Source organism: Pseudarthrobacter sp. TE3704, from assembly GCF_056279405.1.
Genome location: NZ_JBWCCJ010000012.1, coordinates 1 through 18,260, shown reverse-complemented (window position 1 = coordinate 18,260; position 18,260 = coordinate 1). Strand labels below are relative to the sequence as shown.

General features: G+C 65.6%; 15 protein-coding genes and 1 pseudogene. 8 read left to right on the top strand and 8 right to left on the bottom strand.

Annotated features, from left to right (window positions below):
• Nucleotides 1-8 precede the first annotated feature (8 nt).
• From ACZ9BC_RS21620 to ACZ9BC_RS21610, 3 genes are all read left to right on the top strand, one after another.
• Nucleotides 9-1,457, top strand: a complete 1,449-nt coding sequence (locus ACZ9BC_RS21620; protein WP_476247752.1) for an arabinose isomerase — start codon at nt 9-11, stop codon at nt 1,455-1,457.
• A 171-nt stretch (nt 1,458-1,628) separates the two neighbouring features.
• The gene (locus tag ACZ9BC_RS21615; RefSeq protein ID WP_476247751.1) at nt 1,629-2,492 is read left to right on the top strand and encodes a PRC and DUF2382 domain-containing protein; all 864 of its coding nucleotides are present in this window, start codon (nt 1,629-1,631) and stop codon (nt 2,490-2,492) included.
• A 454-nt stretch (nt 2,493-2,946) separates the two neighbouring features.
• Nucleotides 2,947-4,263 (top strand): cell division protein PerM, encoded by a 1,317-nt coding sequence (locus ACZ9BC_RS21610; RefSeq protein ID WP_476247750.1) that lies wholly within the window; start codon nt 2,947-2,949, stop codon nt 4,261-4,263.
• A 24-nt stretch (nt 4,264-4,287) separates the two neighbouring features.
• Here ACZ9BC_RS21610 and ACZ9BC_RS21605 read toward each other — a convergent pair whose 3' ends face one another.
• On the bottom strand, nt 4,288-4,719 hold the full coding sequence (locus ACZ9BC_RS21605; RefSeq protein ID WP_476247749.1) for a hypothetical protein: 432 nt from the start codon (nt 4,717-4,719) through the stop codon (nt 4,288-4,290).
• A 39-nt stretch (nt 4,720-4,758) separates the two neighbouring features.
• Here ACZ9BC_RS21605 and purN point away from each other — a divergent pair, with 39 nt between their 5' ends.
• Both purN and ACZ9BC_RS21595 read left to right on the top strand, forming a co-directional pair.
• On the top strand, nt 4,759-5,331 hold the full coding sequence (gene purN, locus ACZ9BC_RS21600; protein WP_476247748.1) for a phosphoribosylglycinamide formyltransferase: 573 nt from the start codon (nt 4,759-4,761) through the stop codon (nt 5,329-5,331).
• Between the two features lie 132 nt (nt 5,332-5,463).
• On the top strand, nt 5,464-6,402 hold the full coding sequence (locus ACZ9BC_RS21595) for a hypothetical protein (RefSeq protein ID WP_476247747.1): 939 nt from the start codon (nt 5,464-5,466) through the stop codon (nt 6,400-6,402).
• 65 nt (nt 6,403-6,467) lie between these two features.
• Here ACZ9BC_RS21595 and ACZ9BC_RS21590 read toward each other — a convergent pair whose 3' ends face one another.
• A complete protein-coding gene (locus tag ACZ9BC_RS21590) occupies nt 6,468-7,820 on the bottom strand; it encodes an MFS transporter (RefSeq protein ID WP_476247746.1) in 1,353 nt (450 codons plus the stop codon).
• A gap of 142 nt (nt 7,821-7,962) precedes the next feature.
• On the opposite strand from ACZ9BC_RS21590, the gene purH reads away from it, so the two are divergent.
• Entirely contained in the window at nt 7,963-9,648 is a 1,686-nt protein-coding gene (gene purH, locus ACZ9BC_RS21585) for a bifunctional phosphoribosylaminoimidazolecarboxamide formyltransferase/IMP cyclohydrolase (RefSeq protein WP_476247745.1), read from the top strand.
• A 165-nt stretch (nt 9,649-9,813) separates the two neighbouring features.
• On the opposite strand, the gene ACZ9BC_RS21580 is transcribed toward purH, so the two are convergent.
• A complete protein-coding gene (locus ACZ9BC_RS21580) occupies nt 9,814-10,029 on the bottom strand; it encodes a hypothetical protein (protein ID WP_476247744.1) in 216 nt (71 codons plus the stop codon).
• The gene (locus ACZ9BC_RS21575) at nt 10,010-10,963 is read right to left on the bottom strand and encodes a trypsin-like serine peptidase (protein ID WP_476247743.1); all 954 of its coding nucleotides are present in this window, start codon (nt 10,961-10,963) and stop codon (nt 10,010-10,012) included. The genes ACZ9BC_RS21580 and ACZ9BC_RS21575 overlap by 20 nt, the downstream gene beginning before the upstream one ends.
• 332 nt (nt 10,964-11,295) lie before the next feature.
• Here ACZ9BC_RS21575 and ACZ9BC_RS21570 point away from each other — a divergent pair, with 332 nt between their 5' ends.
• A complete protein-coding gene (locus ACZ9BC_RS21570; protein WP_476247742.1) occupies nt 11,296-13,515 on the top strand; it encodes an NADP-dependent isocitrate dehydrogenase in 2,220 nt (739 codons plus the stop codon).
• Nucleotides 13,516-13,596: 81 nt separating this feature from the next.
• Here ACZ9BC_RS21570 and ACZ9BC_RS21565 read toward each other — a convergent pair whose 3' ends face one another.
• Nucleotides 13,597-14,520 (bottom strand): EamA family transporter, encoded by a 924-nt coding sequence (locus tag ACZ9BC_RS21565; RefSeq protein ID WP_476247741.1) that lies wholly within the window; start codon nt 14,518-14,520, stop codon nt 13,597-13,599.
• Nucleotides 14,521-14,603: 83 nt separating this feature from the next.
• On the opposite strand from ACZ9BC_RS21565, the gene ACZ9BC_RS21560 reads away from it, so the two are divergent.
• The gene (locus ACZ9BC_RS21560) at nt 14,604-15,503 is read left to right on the top strand and encodes a LysR family transcriptional regulator (RefSeq protein ID WP_476247740.1); all 900 of its coding nucleotides are present in this window, start codon (nt 14,604-14,606) and stop codon (nt 15,501-15,503) included.
• Between the two features lie 50 nt (nt 15,504-15,553).
• Here the strand turns inward: ACZ9BC_RS21560 and ACZ9BC_RS21555 are convergent, their stop codons facing one another.
• From ACZ9BC_RS21555 to ACZ9BC_RS21545, 3 genes and pseudogenes are all read right to left on the bottom strand, one after another.
• On the bottom strand, nt 15,554-16,069 hold the full coding sequence (locus ACZ9BC_RS21555) for a hypothetical protein (RefSeq protein ID WP_476247739.1): 516 nt from the start codon (nt 16,067-16,069) through the stop codon (nt 15,554-15,556).
• The gene (locus ACZ9BC_RS21550; protein WP_476247738.1) at nt 16,066-17,289 is read right to left on the bottom strand and encodes a serine/threonine-protein kinase; all 1,224 of its coding nucleotides are present in this window, start codon (nt 17,287-17,289) and stop codon (nt 16,066-16,068) included. Before ACZ9BC_RS21550 ends, ACZ9BC_RS21555 begins: the two co-directional genes overlap by 4 nt.
• 284 nt (nt 17,290-17,573) lie before the next feature.
• Nucleotides 17,574-18,260 (bottom strand): annotated as a pseudogene (locus tag ACZ9BC_RS21545) (hypothetical protein); the annotation flags it as partial.

The window sequence follows — 18,260 nt, the reverse complement described above, 5'->3', positions numbered from 1 at the left end:
CGTGCACGTTGGCAGCTACGAACCGCTCAGCAGAGTTATTGAAGCCCCACCGGCGCCGGCCCACCCGGATCGGGCTGGTCTCAGGGGGACTGGGCGCCTACTGGCCGCAGTTCCCCGGGCTCCTGCCGCAACTGCAGGAATCGGCCCGGTACGTCACCGGCCGGCTGCGGGAACTGGACGCCGAAGTGGTCGACGCCGGCTTCATTTCGGACGCGCCCGAAGCCTCCAGGGCAGGGGAGAAGCTGAGGGTGGCCGACTGCGACCTGATTGTCATCTTCCTGGCCACCTACCTCACCTCCTCCATGGTCCTTCCGATCGCCCAGCGCTCAGGCACCCCGGTGCTGGTCATCGATCTCCAGCCCACGGAGGCAATGGACCACGCGAATTTCGGCACCGGACAATGGCTTGCCTATTGCGGACAGTGCCCGGTGCCCGAGGTTGCCAACGTGTTCCGCCGCGCGGGGATCGAATTCCGCTCCGTCTCGGGGTACCTGAAACAGGAAGCAGCCTGGGACCGGATCAACCAGTGGGTGCACGCCGCCGGGGTCCGCGCGCGGCTTCGGAATGCCCGGCACGGCCTGATGGGGCACCTCTACCCGGGCATGCTGGACGTCTCCACAGACCTGACGAGGGTTTCAACCACCTTCGGTTCACACGTGGAAGTCCTCGAATTTGATGACCTGCGCGAACGCGTGAACGCGGTGACCGACGCGGAAGTCTCGGAGCGCCTTGACCTGGCCCGGAGCCTGTTTGTGCTCGATGAGTCCGTCAACGACGACGACTTTGCCTGGGGTGCCAGGGTTTCTGTGGGGCTGGACCGGCTGGTGGAGGACTTTGACCTGGACTCCGTGGCCTACTACCACCGCGGGCTGGCCGGGGAGCAGCACGAGCGGCTTGGGGCGGGCATGATCCTGGGTTCCTCCATCCTCACGGCCCGCGGAATCCCGATGGCGGGGGAGTACGAGCTGCGGACCTCGATCGCCATGCTGGCAGCGCAAGCCATCGGAGCCGGCGGTTCGTTCACCGAGATCCAGGCACTCAACTTCTTTGACGGGGTGGTGGAGATGGGGCACGACGGCCCGGCACACCTGGCCGTCTCCGCCAGGGAGCCCCTCCTGCGCGGGCTGGGCACCTACCACGGCAAGCGAGGTTGGGGAGTTTCGGTCGAATTCGACGTCCGGCAGGGCCCGGTCACCACCTTTGGCCTCGGCCAGGACCCGGACGGCACCTACGTCTTCGTCACGTCGGAAGGCCAAGTGGTCCCGGGACCGCTCCTGGAAATCGGAAACACCACCTCCCGGGTACATTTCGGCGGCGACCCGGGACTTTGGGTTGACCGCTGGAGCCAGACCGGCATAGGCCATCACTGGGCCCTCTGCCTGGGCCACCGGGCCGCCGATTTCGGCGCCGCCGCCTCGCTTCTGGGCGTTGAGCACAGGCATGTCTCCCTGAAATAGGAGAAAATTTACTAAGTAGGCTTTCCTTTTGATGCTAAGCATGCTTAGTGTAGAGGAGCAGCGAACACGAAGCCTCAAGCAGCCGGGGCAGAGGCCGTGTGCCGGGAACCCCCGGCGCCGGTCAACACCATTGCTGCCGACCCAGCGCAACGACACATCCAAGGAGACGTCATGCTCAACAGGGAAAACATTGAAGACCTGCTCAACAGGAACGGCAACGTCATCGGTTCAGACGGCGAGAAGATCGGCTCGATCGGTCAGCTCTACGCGGACGACGACACCGGTGAGCCCACTTGGGTGACCGTCAAGACGGGACTTTTCGGCACCTCCCAGTCCTTCGTCCCCGTCGAAGGCGCGCACAGCCAGGGCGATGACCTGGTGGTGCCTTACACCAAGGAACACGTCAAGGACGCGCCGCGGGTAGACGTGGACGGCCACCTCACACCCGAGGAAGAGGACCGCCTCTACACCTACTACGACCGCGGAGCCCGCACGTACTCCGAGACCCGGGACGTTGACTACCAGGGCGACGCCGACCTGAATGCCGGCACCCCCACCGCCGGCCTGGGCCGCGACAGGGACTACGACACGGACCGCGGCACCGTCGGACACGACACGTCCGGGCCCACCACTGACGATGCGATGACCCGTTCCGAGGAACGGCTGCACGTCGGCACCGAACGCGAGGCCACCGGCCGGGTCCGGCTGCGCAAGTACGTCACCACGGAGAACGTCACCAAGACCGTGCCCGTGCAGCGCGAAGAGGTCCGCCTGGAGCGCGAACCCATCACCGACGCCAACCGCGGCGCAGCGCTGTCCGGACCGGACATCAGCGAAGAGGAGCACGAGGTGACCCTTCACGAGGAGCGCCCCGTGGTGCAGAAGGAAACCGTTCCGGTGGAGCGGGTCCGCCTCGACAAGGACGTGGTCCAGGACGACGTCACGGTCAACGAGGAAGTCCGCAAGGAACGCATTGAGGCAGACGGCATCGACGATGACCGGCGGCGCGGCACCGATGATGACCGCCGGATCTGACGCAGTACTGAATGGTGTCCTGATGCGCTGACAACGGAAGCCGCAGATGGACGGTGGCGAATCGCCGCCCAGAGCAGACGACGCCGGGAGCTACTTGGAGGCTCCCGGCGTCGCTGTGCTTGCGGTCATTGAAAACGCTGGTGCAGCCGTGCCGAAGCGGCGACTGCACCAGCCAGTAGGACGAATATCTTCAGAACTTATTGTTCATCTTTCATTCGCGGCTCCTGTTTCCCGGCTTACGGATTCCGGGCCCCTCGCTGGCCCTGCTCTCCGCTGAGCGGCCAGCCACACTCCCGATGCACCCTTTGCAGGTGCCGGCGCTTACAGTAAGTCCAATTTTACGGCGGACCGTTCAAAAAAGCTCCGTGACAGTTGGCCCTAAGTGAGTTTCAAGGCAAGTGCGGAGCCTGTCGCTTCCGGGCAGGCCGGTCCGGGCGTGACACCATGGAACACGATGAAACTGCGCGCTGATCAGACCGGAGACCGTGGCCTTCCCATGCCCCTGTGGCTGCAGGGTGCCCTCGAAACGGCCCAGGCAGCGTTCATTTCCGCGCTGGTGGTGATGGTTCCGATCATTGCCGTCTGGGCCACCGCCGGCTTCCAGAACGCGCAGTTCGACGTTCTTGCGCGGCTGGCCGGCCAGTCCTGGCTGCTGGTTCACGGGGTACCGCTGGAGCTCACCGCCGCAGGATCCGGCGCAGCCAACCAGGCGGACAGTAAATTCCTGACGCTCATACCGCTGGGCCTGACTTTGATCCCGTTCCTCCTGGCCTGGCGCGCCGGACGACGCCTGGCGCGCGCCTCGTATACTGACCAGCTCTGGCAAGCCCTGCTGGGATCGTGGGTGGTGTATGCAGCCTTTGGCGCGGCCACCGGTTTCGTCTGCCGCACCACCGACGTCGCGATCAACCTGGGATACGCCCTGCTGGTTCCCCTGATTCCCTACGCCCTGGGAATGGTCGTCGGCGCCCGCCGCGAAGCCGGGTCGTGGAGCAGGCTCATCGGCGTCGACGCCGTGGACTGGATTTCGCGCACCAGCCAGCACTCACGCTGGGCGGGCTCCTACCTGGCGTCGGCGGCGAAGGCAGGTTTTGTGGCCATCGTGTCTGCCCTGGCACTTGCCTCGGCGCTGCTGGCGGTGGACCTGTTCATCCACTGGAACCTTGTGGTTGCCGTCTACGAAGCGCTCGACGCCGGCGCTGTCGGAGGTGCCGCCCTCACCGTTGCACAGCTCGGCTACCTGCCCAACCTGGTGGTCTTCGCCCTCGCCTGGATATCGGGCTCGGGCTTTGCCGCCGGCGTCGGTTCCCAGGTGGGTCCGCTGGGCACCGCCGTCGGGCCGCTGCCCTCCATTCCCGTGCTGGCGGCGATCCCCAGCGGGCCGCTGGACTACGCCTTCGTTGCCCTGGTGGTCCCCGTGCTGGCCGGTGTTTTGGCCGGCTGGTGGTTCCTGCGCGAAGGCGAGAACCACTTCGACGAATGGCTGTCCATCAAGATCCGGGCACGGTGGTTCACGGCGGCTGCATCCACCGTGGTGCTGGGGGTGCTGACTGGACTGGCCGCGGGACTGCTCACCGTAGCGCTCGCTTGGCTGGCCGGGGGCTCGGCCGGTATTGGACGCCTGACGGCCATTGGTCCTGACCCCTTCTGGACGGGAGTCTGGGTGGCGGCGGAGGTGGGTGCCGGCGTCGTTATCGGTTACGCGGCCGGCCCATGGCTGGAGCGCGAGCGGGCTGTCAACGTGGAGGACGCGGCGGACCTGGTCCGCTAAATTGCTGGGCTTTTCCCTGCTGTCCTACGGGAGCTGGGTGGGCAGTGAGCGTTCCAGCTGCACCCGGCATGCGGACTGGGCCTGGTCCGTGAGGGCCCGGCCCACACATTCCTGGTAGGTGCGCACTTCGTCGAAGAACACCGCTGTCACCACAATCAGCAGCACCAGGATCGCGGAGACCACCATGCCCGAGATGGTGCCGATGAGGACCAGCCTGGACTCCTTCAAGCGTGCCGAGCGGACCAGCAGGAGTGCTCCCAAGACCAGGCTGGCGACGGTGAGGATGGTTGTCAGCCAGAGGTAGTTGACGTCGAGCTGGTAGACGAAGAACGCGCCAAGCACCGAAACGACGAACATCCGGAACAGGGTGTGGGTCCGGGCGAGCGAGGCTTTCGCCGCATCGCTGAGCGGAGGTTTGGTCCGCTGCTGCTGGGCCGGTTCCGGGGTGCTGTTCATGTTTTCCAGCCTACGCGAGCGTGCCCATAAGCTAGACCAATGCGCATCGTAGTCCTCGTTTCCGGAACCGGGTCCAACCTCCAGGCAGTCATCGACGCGGTCAAGGCGGGGGAGCTCGACGTCGAGATCGCTGCCGTGGGCGCGGACCGCGAGGGGACGTACGGCGTCGAGCGTTCCTCGGAAGCCGGGCTGGAGACGTTCGTGGTCAACTTCAACTCGTTCCCCACCCGCGACGAATGGGATGCCGCGCTTACCGCGCGGGTGGCCTCCTACGCCCCGGACGTGGTGGTCTCCTCGGGGTTTATGCGGATCGTCAGCGCAGACTTCATCGACACCTTCCACGGCCGCTACCTCAACACCCATCCGGCGTTGCTCCCCGCCTTCCCGGGAGCCCACGGCGTGCGGGACGCCATGGCGTATGGGGTGAAGGTCACCGGCTGCACGGTGCACTGGGCCGACGCCGGTGTGGACACCGGGCCAATCATCGCCCAGGAAGCCGTCACCATCGAACACGGCGACACCGAGGAAACCCTTCACGAGCGCATCAAGGTGGCGGAACGCCGGCTGCTGGTATCCACCCTGGCAAGCCTCGCCGCCGCCCCGCCCAACTAGTCTCCCAACTAGGTAGCGCTAACTGCCGTTTTGACCCCTCAAAACGGCAGTTAGCGCTACCTAGTTGGGCAGACGGGGGCCTACCTGTGGATAACCGCCGGAGCGTTGGCTCTCGGCTGTAACGATGGGCTCATGAAGGTTCCAGCCCCTCTTCCCGAACCCTTGGCTTCGCTTCCATTCACTTTGCAGGAAGCGGCCGACGCCGGCATCAGCCAGCGGAGGCTCCGTCACCAAGGGCTGCAGCGTCCCAGCCGCGGAGTCCGGGTGCCGGAGGCCACCGATAGCCCCGACCTTGGGCCGCAAATCCGCCCGTACACCCTGGTGACGGAGTTCGCGGCCGCCTCCCACGCCTCCGCATTCCTGTTGTGGGAGTTTCCTGGATACATGCCGGGAACAGACGTCCCGCTGCTCCACGTCTCCCGCCCTGACTCCGTGGCGATCATGCGCCGGCCCGGCGTGAAGGGGCATCGCGGCCAGTTCTTTGCGGATGAAATCACCACGCTGCATGGGCTGCTGATCACCACACGGGCCAGGACATGGCTCGACTGCTCCCGGTTGATGAGCATCAATGAGCTGACAGTTGTGGCTGACCACCTCCTGCGTATCCCGCGACGGGACTTGGAGGGCCGCTCGGACCCCTTCGCAACCCTTGAGGTTCTGGAAGACATGCTGGACCGGCACAAAGGCACGCCGGGCATCAGGAAAGCCCGGCTCGCTCTGGAGCAGGCGAAAGTCGGCTCGGACTCTGCGCCCGAAACGCGTCTGCGGCTTGCCATAGGGGACAGCGGACTGCCCGAACCGGAACTGAACGTACCTACCGCCTTGAGGCCCGGCGTCGTACGCCAACCTGACATGAGCTACCCGCAACAGAAGGTGGCTGTGGAGTACGACGGTGAGGTGCACTCGGACCCCGGCCGAATCGTGCGGGACATAACCCGTGAGGAGGACTACTGCCGCGCAGGCTGGTTGCTGGTCCGCATCTCAAAGCTGCATATGGAAAACGATGCGCGGACGGCCGTGGGCAAGGTGCGGCAGGCCCTGCTTTCCCGGGGCTGGTTCCCAACTAGGTAGCGCGAAGTGTCGTAATGGGGCTCCAAAACGACAGTTTGCGCTACCTAGTCGGGAAGGGGCGGGGGCTACTCGAGGCGGCGCTGTTTGGTTTCGGGGGAGAAGAACGCCATCCACAGGACCGCCAGCAGGACCAGTCCGCCGGCCAGGGCGAACGACGTGGCCAGGCCCAGTTCCGGCCAGAAGTAGTTCGCGAAGATGAGCGGGCCGAATCCTGCACCCAGCCGCGAGAAGGTGGATGCCCAGCCGAAGCCGGTGCCCCGCAGTTCGGTGGGGTAGAGCTCGGACACGTAGGCGTAGAGCACCGGGATGGCCACCTGGACCACGAAGCCGAACACCAGCAGCCAGAACACCGCGGCCGTGGGAATGTCCACCACAAAGGCGACGATCACCAGGGTCAGCGCGGACAGGGGACCGGTGACGGCCAGGATCCACTTGCGGCCCACCCGTTCCACCAGGAGGGCGGCAACGATCACACCGAGCAGTCCGACGGCGGCCATGGACGCGGTGGTGACGAACGCCTTGTACTCAGCGAACCCGGCACCGATCAGGATGCGCGGCATCCAGGTCAGTGACAGGTAGTAGACCAGCAGGATGCTGAAGAACAGGGCCCAGGCCGCGGCCGTGATCTTCCAGTTGAACTGCCACACGGAACGCAACTGGGTCCAGGCGCTGCCGGCCGAGAGCCGCGGCACGTCCTGGGCGTCCGGCAGGCTGTACGCGCGGGCTTCCGCGCCGGTGGCGGCCACCAGGCCGTCAATCACCTTGGCCGCTTCCTCGCGCCGGCCCTTGCGGATCAGGAACAGTGGAGACTCCGGCACGCTGCGCCGGACCCAGAACACCAGCAGTGCGGGCAGCACCATCACCAGCATGGTCAGCCGCCAGTCGCCGTACAGGGCCATCAGGCCTGCGGAGACGAAACCTGCCAGCGCCGCGCCAATGGGCCACCAGCCGTCCATGGCAGTGAGAACCTTGCCGCGTTGCTTCCGAGGCGTGAATTCACCCACCAGCGCATAGTCCACCGGGATGCATCCGCCCAGGCCGAAACCGGCCATGAACCGGAACACGCAGAACCACATGAAATCGGGGGAGAAGGCCCCGAAGACGGTGAAGAGGGAAAATATCAGCAGCGTGGCGGTGAACGCTTTTTTACGTCCGATGGTGTCGGCGATGGTTCCCCACACGAAGGCGCCGAGGGCCATCCCGATGAGGTTGGAGGTGCCCACCCACGCCACCTCGCCCGGAGTCAACGCCCAGTGGGTGGAGAGCAGCGGGATGAGGATGCCGTTCAGCGTCACATCCCAGGCATCGAACATAAAGCCCAGGCCGCCGATCAGAAAGATCCGGCCCTGGACTTTCCATCGCCAGGGCAGTTCCTGGACCACCTGTTCGCCGCTCGGCACAGTGGTGTAAGTATTCATCGCAGCCTCCTGTGAAAAACTCTAGCCCCGCCCAACGGCGTTCACACTCCGGCTGACACGCGGGGCAACCTGCGCTTCGCGATAAACTGGGCCTATCCCCACCAACCGCGGCACTGTTCCGCGAGATAAGACGGAGACATTTGTGAGCTTCACGCAGCATGAGCGCGTATCCATTGACCGTGTTCCCATCCGCCGGGCGCTGATCTCGGTTTACGACAAGACCGGTCTGGAGGAGCTCGCCCAGGGCCTGCACTCAGCTGGGGTCAAGCTGGTGTCCACCGGCTCCACGGCCAAGAAGATCGCCGCCGCCGGCATCCCCGTCCAGGAGGTCGAGGAAGTCACCGGTTCGCCGGAGATGCTGGACGGGCGCGTCAAGACCCTACATCCGCGGGTCCACGGCGGCATCCTGGCCGACCGTCGCGTGGCGGCGCACATGGAAACGCTCACCAGCATGGAGATTGAACCCTTCGACCTGGTGGTGGTGAACCTCTACCCGTTCGTTGAGACTGTGAAGTCCGGCGCGGCGCAGGACGACGTGGTGGAACAGATCGACATCGGAGGCCCCGCCATGGTGCGGTCGGCCGCGAAGAACCACGCCGCCGTCGCCATTGTGGTGGACCCCTCCTTCTACGCCCAGGTAGTGGAAGCGGCCGCAGCAGGCGGCTTCGACCTGAAGACCCGCCGCCGCCTGGCGGCAAAAGCCTTCGCGCATACGGCGTCCTATGACAATGCCGTGGCCACCTGGACGGCCAGCCAGTTCCTTGATGAGGACGGCGACGGCGTCATCGACTGGCCTGCTTACGCCGGCGTTTCTTTGGAGCGCTCAGAGGTCCTGCGCTACGGCGAGAACCCGCACCAGCAGGCCGCACTGTACGTGGACAAGGCTGCGCCGGTGGGCATCGCCCAGGCTGACCAGCTGCACGGCAAGGCCATGAGCTACAACAACTTCGTGGACGCCGACGCCGCGCTGCGGGCGGCCTACGATTTCAGCGAACCTGCAGTGGCCATCATCAAGCACGCCAACCCCTGCGGCGTAGCGGTAGGGTCCGCGGACGCCGCCGACCCCATCGCCGACGCACACGCCAAGGCGCACGCGTGCGATCCTGTCTCTGCCTTCGGCGGCGTCATCGCAGCCAACCGTACCGTGACCGCCGGGATGGCGAACACTGTCAAGGACATCTTCACCGAAGTGGTTATCGCGCCCGGCTTCGAGCCGGAAGCCGTGGAGATCCTCTCGAAGAAGAAGAACATCCGCCTGCTCGCGCTCCCCGAGGGCTATGGCCGCTACCCGGCCGAAATGCGCCAGGTCTCCGGCGGCATGCTGGTCCAGGTCAGCGACAAGGTGGACGCCGACGGCGACAACCCCGCTAACTGGACCCTCGCCGCAGGTGAAGCCGCTGACGAAAAGACCCTCGCGGACCTGGCCTTCGCCTGGACCGCCTGCCGGGCAGCAAAGTCCAACGCCATCCTCCTCGCCGCTGACGGTGCCGCCGTCGGCATCGGCATGGGCCAGGTCAACCGCCTGGATTCCTGCCGCCTTGCCGTGGAGCGGGCCAACACGCTCGGCGTGAAGGTGGAGTCCGACGTCGAAGGGGCAGGCGGTGCCTCCAACACCGATGCGAGCGGCGCGCCGCAGCGGGCCCGCGGCGCCGTTGCTGCCTCCGACGCCTTCTTCCCGTTCGCTGACGGCCTGCAGATCCTCATCGACGCCGGGGTCCGCGCCGTGGTGCAGCCCGGCGGTTCCGTGCGGGACGAGGAAGTGATAGCGGCAGCGAACGCCGCCGGCGTGACGATGTACTTCACGGGCTCCCGCCACTTCTTCCACTAATCCCACAACGATCTGGCCCCATCGATTGCTCCCTAACGGTCGTTTTCGCTTCTGAGAAGGACCGTTACGGAGCAGTCGATGGGAACATACGACGACGGCGCCTGTCCCCGCGAAGGGGACAGGCGCCGTCGTCGTATGGAGGGTTAGCCCTGGCCGGGTGCGTGCCTAGGGTTCAACCTCGGTGATATCCGAGCCGGAGGGGGCTGCGTCCCCGCCACTCTGCTTCGGGTTCGGACCCTCCGGCGGCAGACGGATCTCCCGGGGCTTAGCTTCCGCCATCCGCTGCTCCGTCCAGTACTCGAGGATCTCCTCGTGCGTCTGGGGAACATCGATACGGCTGACGGAATCCTCGCCCGACGGCTTATTGGGAGAGTTCTGCAATGTGGTACGTCGACTTGATGACGTCGCCCCAGTAGGGGCCGTACATGACCTTGGAGCCGCTATAGCCGTAGCTGTTGACGGAGTTCTGCACCTGCTCGGTGCCGCTGCCGGTCAGCCACGGGCCGCCGGACGCGCCGCCGTTCATGTTGCAGGGAATGCCCTGCGTATTGAAGTTATTGGTGGTGTCTGCGGTGGCTGTGCCTGCGCAGCTCTGCAGCGTCAGGCCGTTGAACTGTTTATCTGCCGGGTAGCCGTAGGACGTGTAGAAGAGGCCCCGGGGCTGGTTGAACGCAACCGGGGAACCGCCTACTACGTCGGTGAGGAATCTGCCGGTTTCGTCCGGGTTCATCACCGCAAATGCCGTGTCGAAGGAGATGTTGCCGTTGGCGCTCCACTCGATGGGTGTGTAGAGGTTACGCGCCGTCCACGTGCCATAAGGAGTCGCGCCGTTGTCGTAGGCAGGGACAAACGCGAAGTTCTCGGCTTCCTGGCCGGGCCCGCCAACGGCGCAGTGGCCTGCGGTCGCGACCGTGCTCTTGTTGAATGACTGGACGGCATTGCCGGAGCAGACGTAATTGGAGGTTCCCATCGTGAAGAAGATCTTGCCTACGTGGCTCACTATCTGTGGTTCACCCTTGCCGCTGCCCTTAGTGGCGGCGGGTTTGCCCTTCTCCACCGCTGCGGCGTTGGAGCGGTTGCCACGTTCCAGAGCCTTGCCGGCCAGGACGTCACCGGGAATGGCACTTTTCATTTTGTCGGCGGTCCAATAGTCGGCTGCCCCGCGGCCTTCGACCGCGATGCTGGCGACCGACGGATCCTTTTTGTCTTCCGAGGCGGCCGGCGCGGCGGTGGCTCCGCCGGCTGCGCCAAGTACCAGAGCGGCCGCTGCTGAGAGGCTCAAAAGGCCGGTGGCCAAGGACCTGGTGCGTGTCATTGTTGTCCTGTCTTGAACGGGGTGTCGGCCCCGGGGTGGGCCGGAATATGCCGTAGCGAATTTATCGTCATTTGACAACTATGTAAATAGTAGTGACGTATCATGTAGGGCCTCCTGCGAGTGTCCCTCGGCTCTTGACCAGGAACGCGCGACGGCGGCGGCGCAGCCGGGTGCGTGCCGCCGTCGTCCGTTCTCCAGCGCTGTAATCCTGCTCACCGGCAGGGTAATCCAAGGGCGCCGGTAGGGTTCAACGCGGCGTCCTCGGGTAAGTTGTAGATGGTGAAATAGACCGGATTTCATAACCAAGCCGACCTTCAGGGAGACGCCCGCGCATGTCCAAGATTATCTACACCCACACCGACGAAGCGCCGATGCTGGCTACCTATTCGTTCCTGCCCATCATCGAGGCGTTCGCTTCGACAGCAGGTGTGGAGGTGGAGACCCGCGACATCTCGCTCGCCGGCCGCATCATCGCCGTGTTCGGTGACTACCTCACCCCGGAGCAGCAGATCGGTGACGCCCTTGCTGAACTGGGTGAACTGGCGAAGACGCCGGAAGCCAACATCATCAAGCTGCCCAACATCAGCGCCTCCATCCCGCAGCTGAAGGCCGCCATTGCAGAGCTGCAGGGCCAGGGCTACGCGCTGCCGGACTACCCGGACAACCCTTCCTCGGACGAGGAAACGGCCATCCGCTCCCGCTACGACAAGATCAAGGGCTCCGCCGTGAACCCGGTCCTGCGCGAGGGCAACTCGGACCGCCGCGCACCGCTGTCCGTCAAGAACTACGCACGCCAGAACCCGCACTCCATGGGTGCCTGGACCGCGGACTCCAAGACCAACGTGGCCACCATGGGCAAGGACGACTTCCGCTCCAACGAGAAGTCCGTGGTCATTGAGTCCGAGGGCACCATCGCCATCCAGCTGGTCCGCGAGGACGGCTCCGTGAAGGTCCTGAAGAAGGCGTTCCCCGTCCTGGCCGGCGAGGTCATCGACGGCACCGTTATGCGCGCCGCCGCCCTGGATGAGTTCCTGCAGGCACAGGTGGCCCGTGCCAAGGAAGAGGGCGTGCTGTTCTCCGCACACCTGAAGGCCACCATGATGAAGGTTTCGGACCCCATCATCTTCGGCCACGTGGTCAAGGCCTACTTCTCCGAGCTCTTCGAGACCTACGGCAAGCAGCTCACCGCCGCCGGTATCAGCCCCAACAACGGCCTGACCGCCATCCTCAGCAGCCTGGAGGACCTTCCCGAGGACGTCCGCGAAGGCGTGCAGAACCTCATCAAGAAGGGCCTCGAAGAAGGCCCCGCCCTGGCCATGGTGGACTCGGACAAGGGCATCACCACCCTGAACGTCCCCTCCGACGTCATCGTGGACGCCTCCATGCCCGCGATGATCCGCTCCTCCGGCCACATGTGGGGCCCGGACGGCAAGGAAGCAGACACCCTGGCGGTCCTGCCGGACAGCTCCTACGCCGGTATCTACCAGGTGGTCATCGATGACTGCCGCGCCAACGGCGCCTACGACCCCACCACCATGGGCACCGTCCCGAACGTCGGCCTGATGGCGCAGGCCGCCGAAGAGTACGGCAGCCACGACAAGACCTTCGAGATCCAGGAACCGGGCACGGTGCAGATCGTGGACGGCGAAGGCAACGTGCTGATCGAACACCAGGTCTCCGTCGGCGACATCTGGCGTGCCTGCCAGACCAAGGACCTTCCCATCCGCGACTGGGTCAAGCTGGCCGTCACCCGCGCCCGCGCTTCCCAGACCCCCGCCGTGTTCTGGCTGGATGAGGAGCGCGCCCACGACGCCAACCTCATCGCCAAGGTCAACGAGTACCTGAAGGAGCACGACACCGAGGGCCTGGACATCCAGATCATGTCCCCGGTGAAGGCCATCGCGTTCACCCTCGAGCGGATCCGCAAGGGCGAGGACACCATCTCCGTGTCCGGCAACGTCCTCCGCGACTACCTCACGGACCTGTTCCCCATCCTGGAACTGGGCACCAGCGCCAAGATGCTCTCGGTTGTCCCGCTGATGAACGGCGGCGGACTCTTCGAAACCGGCGCCGGCGGCTCCGCCCCGAAGCACGTCCAGCAGCTGCTCAAGGAAAACCACCTGCGCTGGGACAGCCTGGGCGAGTTCCTGGCACTGGCCGTCAGCTTCGAGCACCTGGCCACCACGGCAGGCAACGCCCGCGCCCAGGTCCTGGCCGACACCCTGGACCGCGCCACCGGCACCTTCCTGCTGGAAAACAAGTCCCCGAGCCGCCGTGCCGGCGAGCTGGACAACCGCGGCAGCCACTACTTCCTGGCCCGTTACTGGGCAGAGGAACTGGCCAAGCAGACGGACGACGCCGACCTGGCCGCCGCGTTCAGCTCCGTCGCCGACGAGCTTTCCTCCAAGGAGGAAACCATCGTGGGCGAGCTGGCTGAGGTCCAGGGCTCCCCGGTGGACATCGGAGGCTACTACCACCCGGACGACGCCAAGGCTTCGGCCGTGATGCGCCCTTCGGCCACGCTGAACAAGGTTATTGCGACCCTCAGCTAGGTGATCCGCTGCTTCGGCAGTTGAGCATTAGAAGAGGCGGTGCGCCGGTATAGCCGGCACACCGCCTCTTTTGTCGTATTTTCAGGAACGGGCAGCGGGTGCCTCTGCTGCCAGCGGGCCGCCGTCGTCCTGATGTTGAATGCCTTCCTGTTGTTCCCGGCCGCTCTGAAGCGTGACGCCAATGCCTGCCGCCACAACTAATACGATGCCCAGGACGGCACTGAGACCGGGAACCTGGCCCAGGACGGCGAAGCCGATCACCACTGCGATGGCCGGTTCCAGGCTCATCAGCGTCCCGAAGGCCGAGGCCTTCAGGCGGCGCAGCGCCAGCAACTCGAGGCTGAAGGGGATCACCGGCATCAGCAGGGCCAGGCCTGCTCCGGCAAGCAGCAGCTGCCAGTCGAGGTGTGCGAAGACCGCCGGTCCCGCCACCACCGTTGTGGCAGCCGCGGCCACAGGTATGGACACCGCCAGTGCCTGCAGCCCGTTCACCTCGTCACCGGCACGCTGCGTCAGCAGTATGTAGGCGGCCCAGCAGGCCGCCGCACCCAATGCCAGGAGAACCCCGACAGGATCGATGCCGCCATGCCACGGCTCGGTCAGGGCTGCCACTCCGGCTGCTGCCGCCAGGGCCCACCACCGTCCTGCGCGGCGCCCCCGGATGACGGCCACTGACAGGGGACCCAGGAATTCCAAGGCTGCTGCCGTGCCCAGGGGGATTCGCATCGCAGCGGCCATGAACATCAGTGTCATGGCCGCGGTGGCGAGGCCCAGCAGGATGCAGGTGGCCAGGCCGGTCCGGCTGATCCGCGACCGCCAGGGACGGGTGAAGGCGACCAAAATGACGGCGGCCCAGGCAAGGCGCAGCCAGGAGACGCCTTCGGGACCAAGTTTGTCCGTGAGACCCACTGACGCGGCAAGGCCAAGCTGGACGCAGCACATGGCAGCGCCTGCCATTGCTGTCCCGCTCCGTACACGGTTGCCGTGGTGTTGAGAAAATTCCATGCGTTCAGTAGACCGTCCCGCTACTGTCCTCGTCCACGTGATATTCGTTCACAAATTGTTCGTGAAATATGGACAATGGACGGATGGAAACCCGCCGTTTGGAAGTCCTGCTGGAACTCGCCCGCCAAGGCTCGATGCGGAACGTCGCGGATGTCCTCCAGACCACCACGTCCACCGTGTCCCAGCAGATCGCGGCCCTTGCCCGGGAGACCGGCACGCCCCTCCTGGAACCGGTTGGACGCGGAGTCCGCCTGACGCCGGCCGGCCGGCGCCTGGCTGATCATGCGGCGACCATCCTCGCCGCCGTGGACGCCGCCACGGCGGAGCTGGACCCTGGAGCCGAGCCCGCAGGCACCGTCCGGGTGGCCGGTTTCGCCACCGCAATCCGGTTGGTCCTCATGCCGGTTGTGCGGGAGCTTGCGGGGAGCCATCCGGACGTGAAGATCGAAGTTCGGGAACACGAGCCTGCCGAAGCCCTTGCCCTGCTTGGCTCCGACGCCGTGGACCTCGCCCTGACATACGACTACAACCTGGCGCCGGATGGCAGCGGTAAAGCCTTTGACTCGCTCTCTTTGTGGAGCACGCCGTGGAGCCTCGGTGTTCCTGAAGGCGCGCCACTGCAAGGTGGCAGTGCAACTGACATTTTCCGCGGCTTCCAGGACTGGGACTGGATCGGCAACTCTCGCAACCAGGCGGACGAGCAGGTTCTGCGGCTCATCTCATCGATGGCCGGTTTTGAACCCCGGATGCGGCATCAGGCAGACAGCCTGGACCTGGTTGAGGACCTGATCCTCGCCGGGATGGGAATCGGACTCCTGCCGGCGGACTGGAAGCCGCGCAGCGGTGTCACCCTCGTACCGTTGGCCGAACCTGACGTGGTGGTGCGCGCCTATGCCCGTACACGGCGGGGCAACAACAGATGGCCGGCCCTCGCCGCAGTCCTCAACCACATCGAACGGAAGGCGGGGAACCTGCCCGGGTGAAGCCTGCCGCGGAAGGCGGGGCCGTCGTCGTGCGTTCTGATTCCGCGGGCTTAGTCGCTGCCCTTGCCCTTGCCGCCCTTTTTGTCGTCATCCCTGTCCGGACCAGGTGCCGGCTCAGGTTCCGGTGCGGGTTCCGGTTCGGGTGAAGGGGCCGGTGTTTCAACCGGAGCGGCGTCTCTTCCGGCGGCCGCCGCAGCCTGAGCGGCCACTGCTTTGTCAGCTGCGGCCTTGTCAACCGCTGCCTGCGCGGCGGCAACCGCATCGTCCAGGTCTGCACGCACGGCTGTGGCAATGGTGGTGATGCTGCGGCGCCGGTCGTCGGAAATCTGGCCCTTCGCCTGGGCAGCCTGAAGCTCTGCCTCAAGTCCTTCAAGGGCTTTCAGCGCGCTGGCGGGATCATTTTGCGAGGACGCCTGGGTCACCTCGAGTACTCGGGCCTGGAGCTGCCTGGCGGCGTCACGCTGGAGGCCTGAATCAGTGGTGCCGCAGCCGCTCAGCAGACCTGCTGCCAGCAAGGTGGCCGAGCAGAGGACCAAGCGGCCGGCGCCTCCCTGCTTCAGCCTCACGGCTCCACACTCTTCTGGAGTTCCTCCAGATGTTCGCCCAGGACCCCGGTCACCGTTGGGTAAGGCACGACGTCGGCGGGAGACTGCGCGGATATTGTCATCATCACCGCTGCCACCGCCGCCGCAACCGCCACGAGGCCGAGGACCACAGCAAGCCAGAAGCGTTTGGTCCGGGTTTGCGGGTGTGGCTGTGCGGCAGCCGGAGTCGTCGCCGCCTCCTGCACGTTCCCGGCCGGGGCCGGTTCACTTGAGGATGCTGCTGCTTCACGAAGCTCGTCTACCGATTCCTCCGCCGTGATGGAGGGAGGATGGAACGGCATAGCGGGAAGCACCCGGGTGGTCTCAGGTGCCAGTTCCCCGGGAGTCGACGCGGGCGACACCAGGGCCTGCCGCAGCGCGGTCTCTATGTCTGCGGCGGCAGGACGCTCCATCGGTTCGATGGCAGTCATGGAGCGGAGCAGATCGGCCCATTCGGCGGGGACCTCATCCGGTATCTCGGGCGCGCGGTGCAGCCGGGCCACGGCGGACTCCACCGCGCCTCCCGGGTATTCCACCACGCCCTTGATGCACTCCAGGAGCACGAGCCCCAATGAGTAGATGTCGGTTGCGGGGGAGAGGGGCTGGCCCATCGCCTGCTCGGGGCTGAGGTAGGCAGCGGTGCCCACCATGGTTCCCGTGGCCGTGAGCCGGGTTGCATCCACGATGCGGGCTATGCCGAAGTCTGTCAGCTTTGGGCGCAGCGGCTCTCCGGGGCGGATCTGGACCAGCAAAATGTTGGCGGGCTTGATGTCACGGTGGATGATGCCCAGTCCGTGGACATAGGCCAGTGCATCGGCGATGCCGGCGCCGATGACAGCAAGCTCCTCAAGGGGGACAGTGCTGTGCCGGATCCGGGTCCGAAGGTCCTGCCCCTCCACCAGTTCCATGGTGAGAAACGGCCGTGGCTCGTCCGGGATGCGTGTGTCGATGCCTGCGTCGAAAAGGGTAACCAGGCCCGGATGGTTCAGCGTGGCCAGAAGCTGAATTTCTGCTTCCTGGCGCTTCAATTCCTCCGCATCAGGGGCCTGCGGTGCGAAGAGTTTGAGGGCTACATCACGGCCCAGGTTTTCGTCCCTGGCGCAGTAGACCGAGGACATCCCTCCACGCCCGATGACCTCACCCAGCCGGTAACGTCCGCCAACAACTTCATTCGTGATGGAGCTCGGCGATTCCGCCACCATGACCCGTTCCTCCCGGTGCCCTGCGGCACTGTCGTACTCAAATTATACCGGCGGGGTGGCACTACTCGCGATTGGCGGCGGCTGGATGGGGGATGGCACGCCAGCGGTCCGGCGGCGAGTTTGAATCATTTCGCCACCGGACCACCGGTCACAAGGACATGTGTGCTGAGGACATGTTTTGCGTGTAATATCGCGCTTCTTCGGGCGGACCTCCTTCCCTCAGCCTGCGGGCTGCAGCCGCCTCAGGCGCATGATGCAGGCGCTGGCAGATGCCTTTCAGATGGCTAGGACACCTTGCGCTTGCGCAGCATCAGGAGTCCGGCCACCAGGATCAGCAGGGCGAGCGGGATGAGCGAGGTGTCCACGCCCGTGTTGGCCAGTGCTGTGGCGCCCTGGGCCGGAGTGCTGCGGGGGGCAGCGTCGGCAGCAATGACGCCACCAACTGCGGTGGACCCGGCGGATGCTAGCGAAATGCTGCCGGTACCCGCGGTGCCGGCGCCGTTACCGGCGCTGTTTCCGTTGTCGATGCCGCTGGTGTCGGTCCCGTTTCCGGTCCCGGTGCCCGGGTTGCTGGTGCCGGGATCAACGGCGCCCACGCCTCCGGTGTTGCCGTCGACCGGGTCGGTACCCGGGGTTTCAGTGCCGGGGTTGTCGGTTCCCGGGGTTTCCGTCCCGGTGCCGTTGTCTCCGCCGATCAGGCCGAGGCCAAGGTCAATCCCCAGGTCCAGGCCGAGATCAAGACCTCCATTGCCGCCGGTGCTGCCATCGGTGCCACCAGTGGTGCCGTTGGTGGTGGTGCCGCCCAGGTTGAGGTCGAGGGCTGCGTCTACGGCGGTGTCGAGTCCGTTGGTGTTGCCGTTGGTGGTGGTGCCGCCGAGGTTGAGGTCGAGGGCTGCGTCTACGGCGGTGTCGAGTCCGTTGGTGTTGCCGTTGGTGGTGGTGCCGCCGAGGTTGAGGTCGAGGGCTGCGTC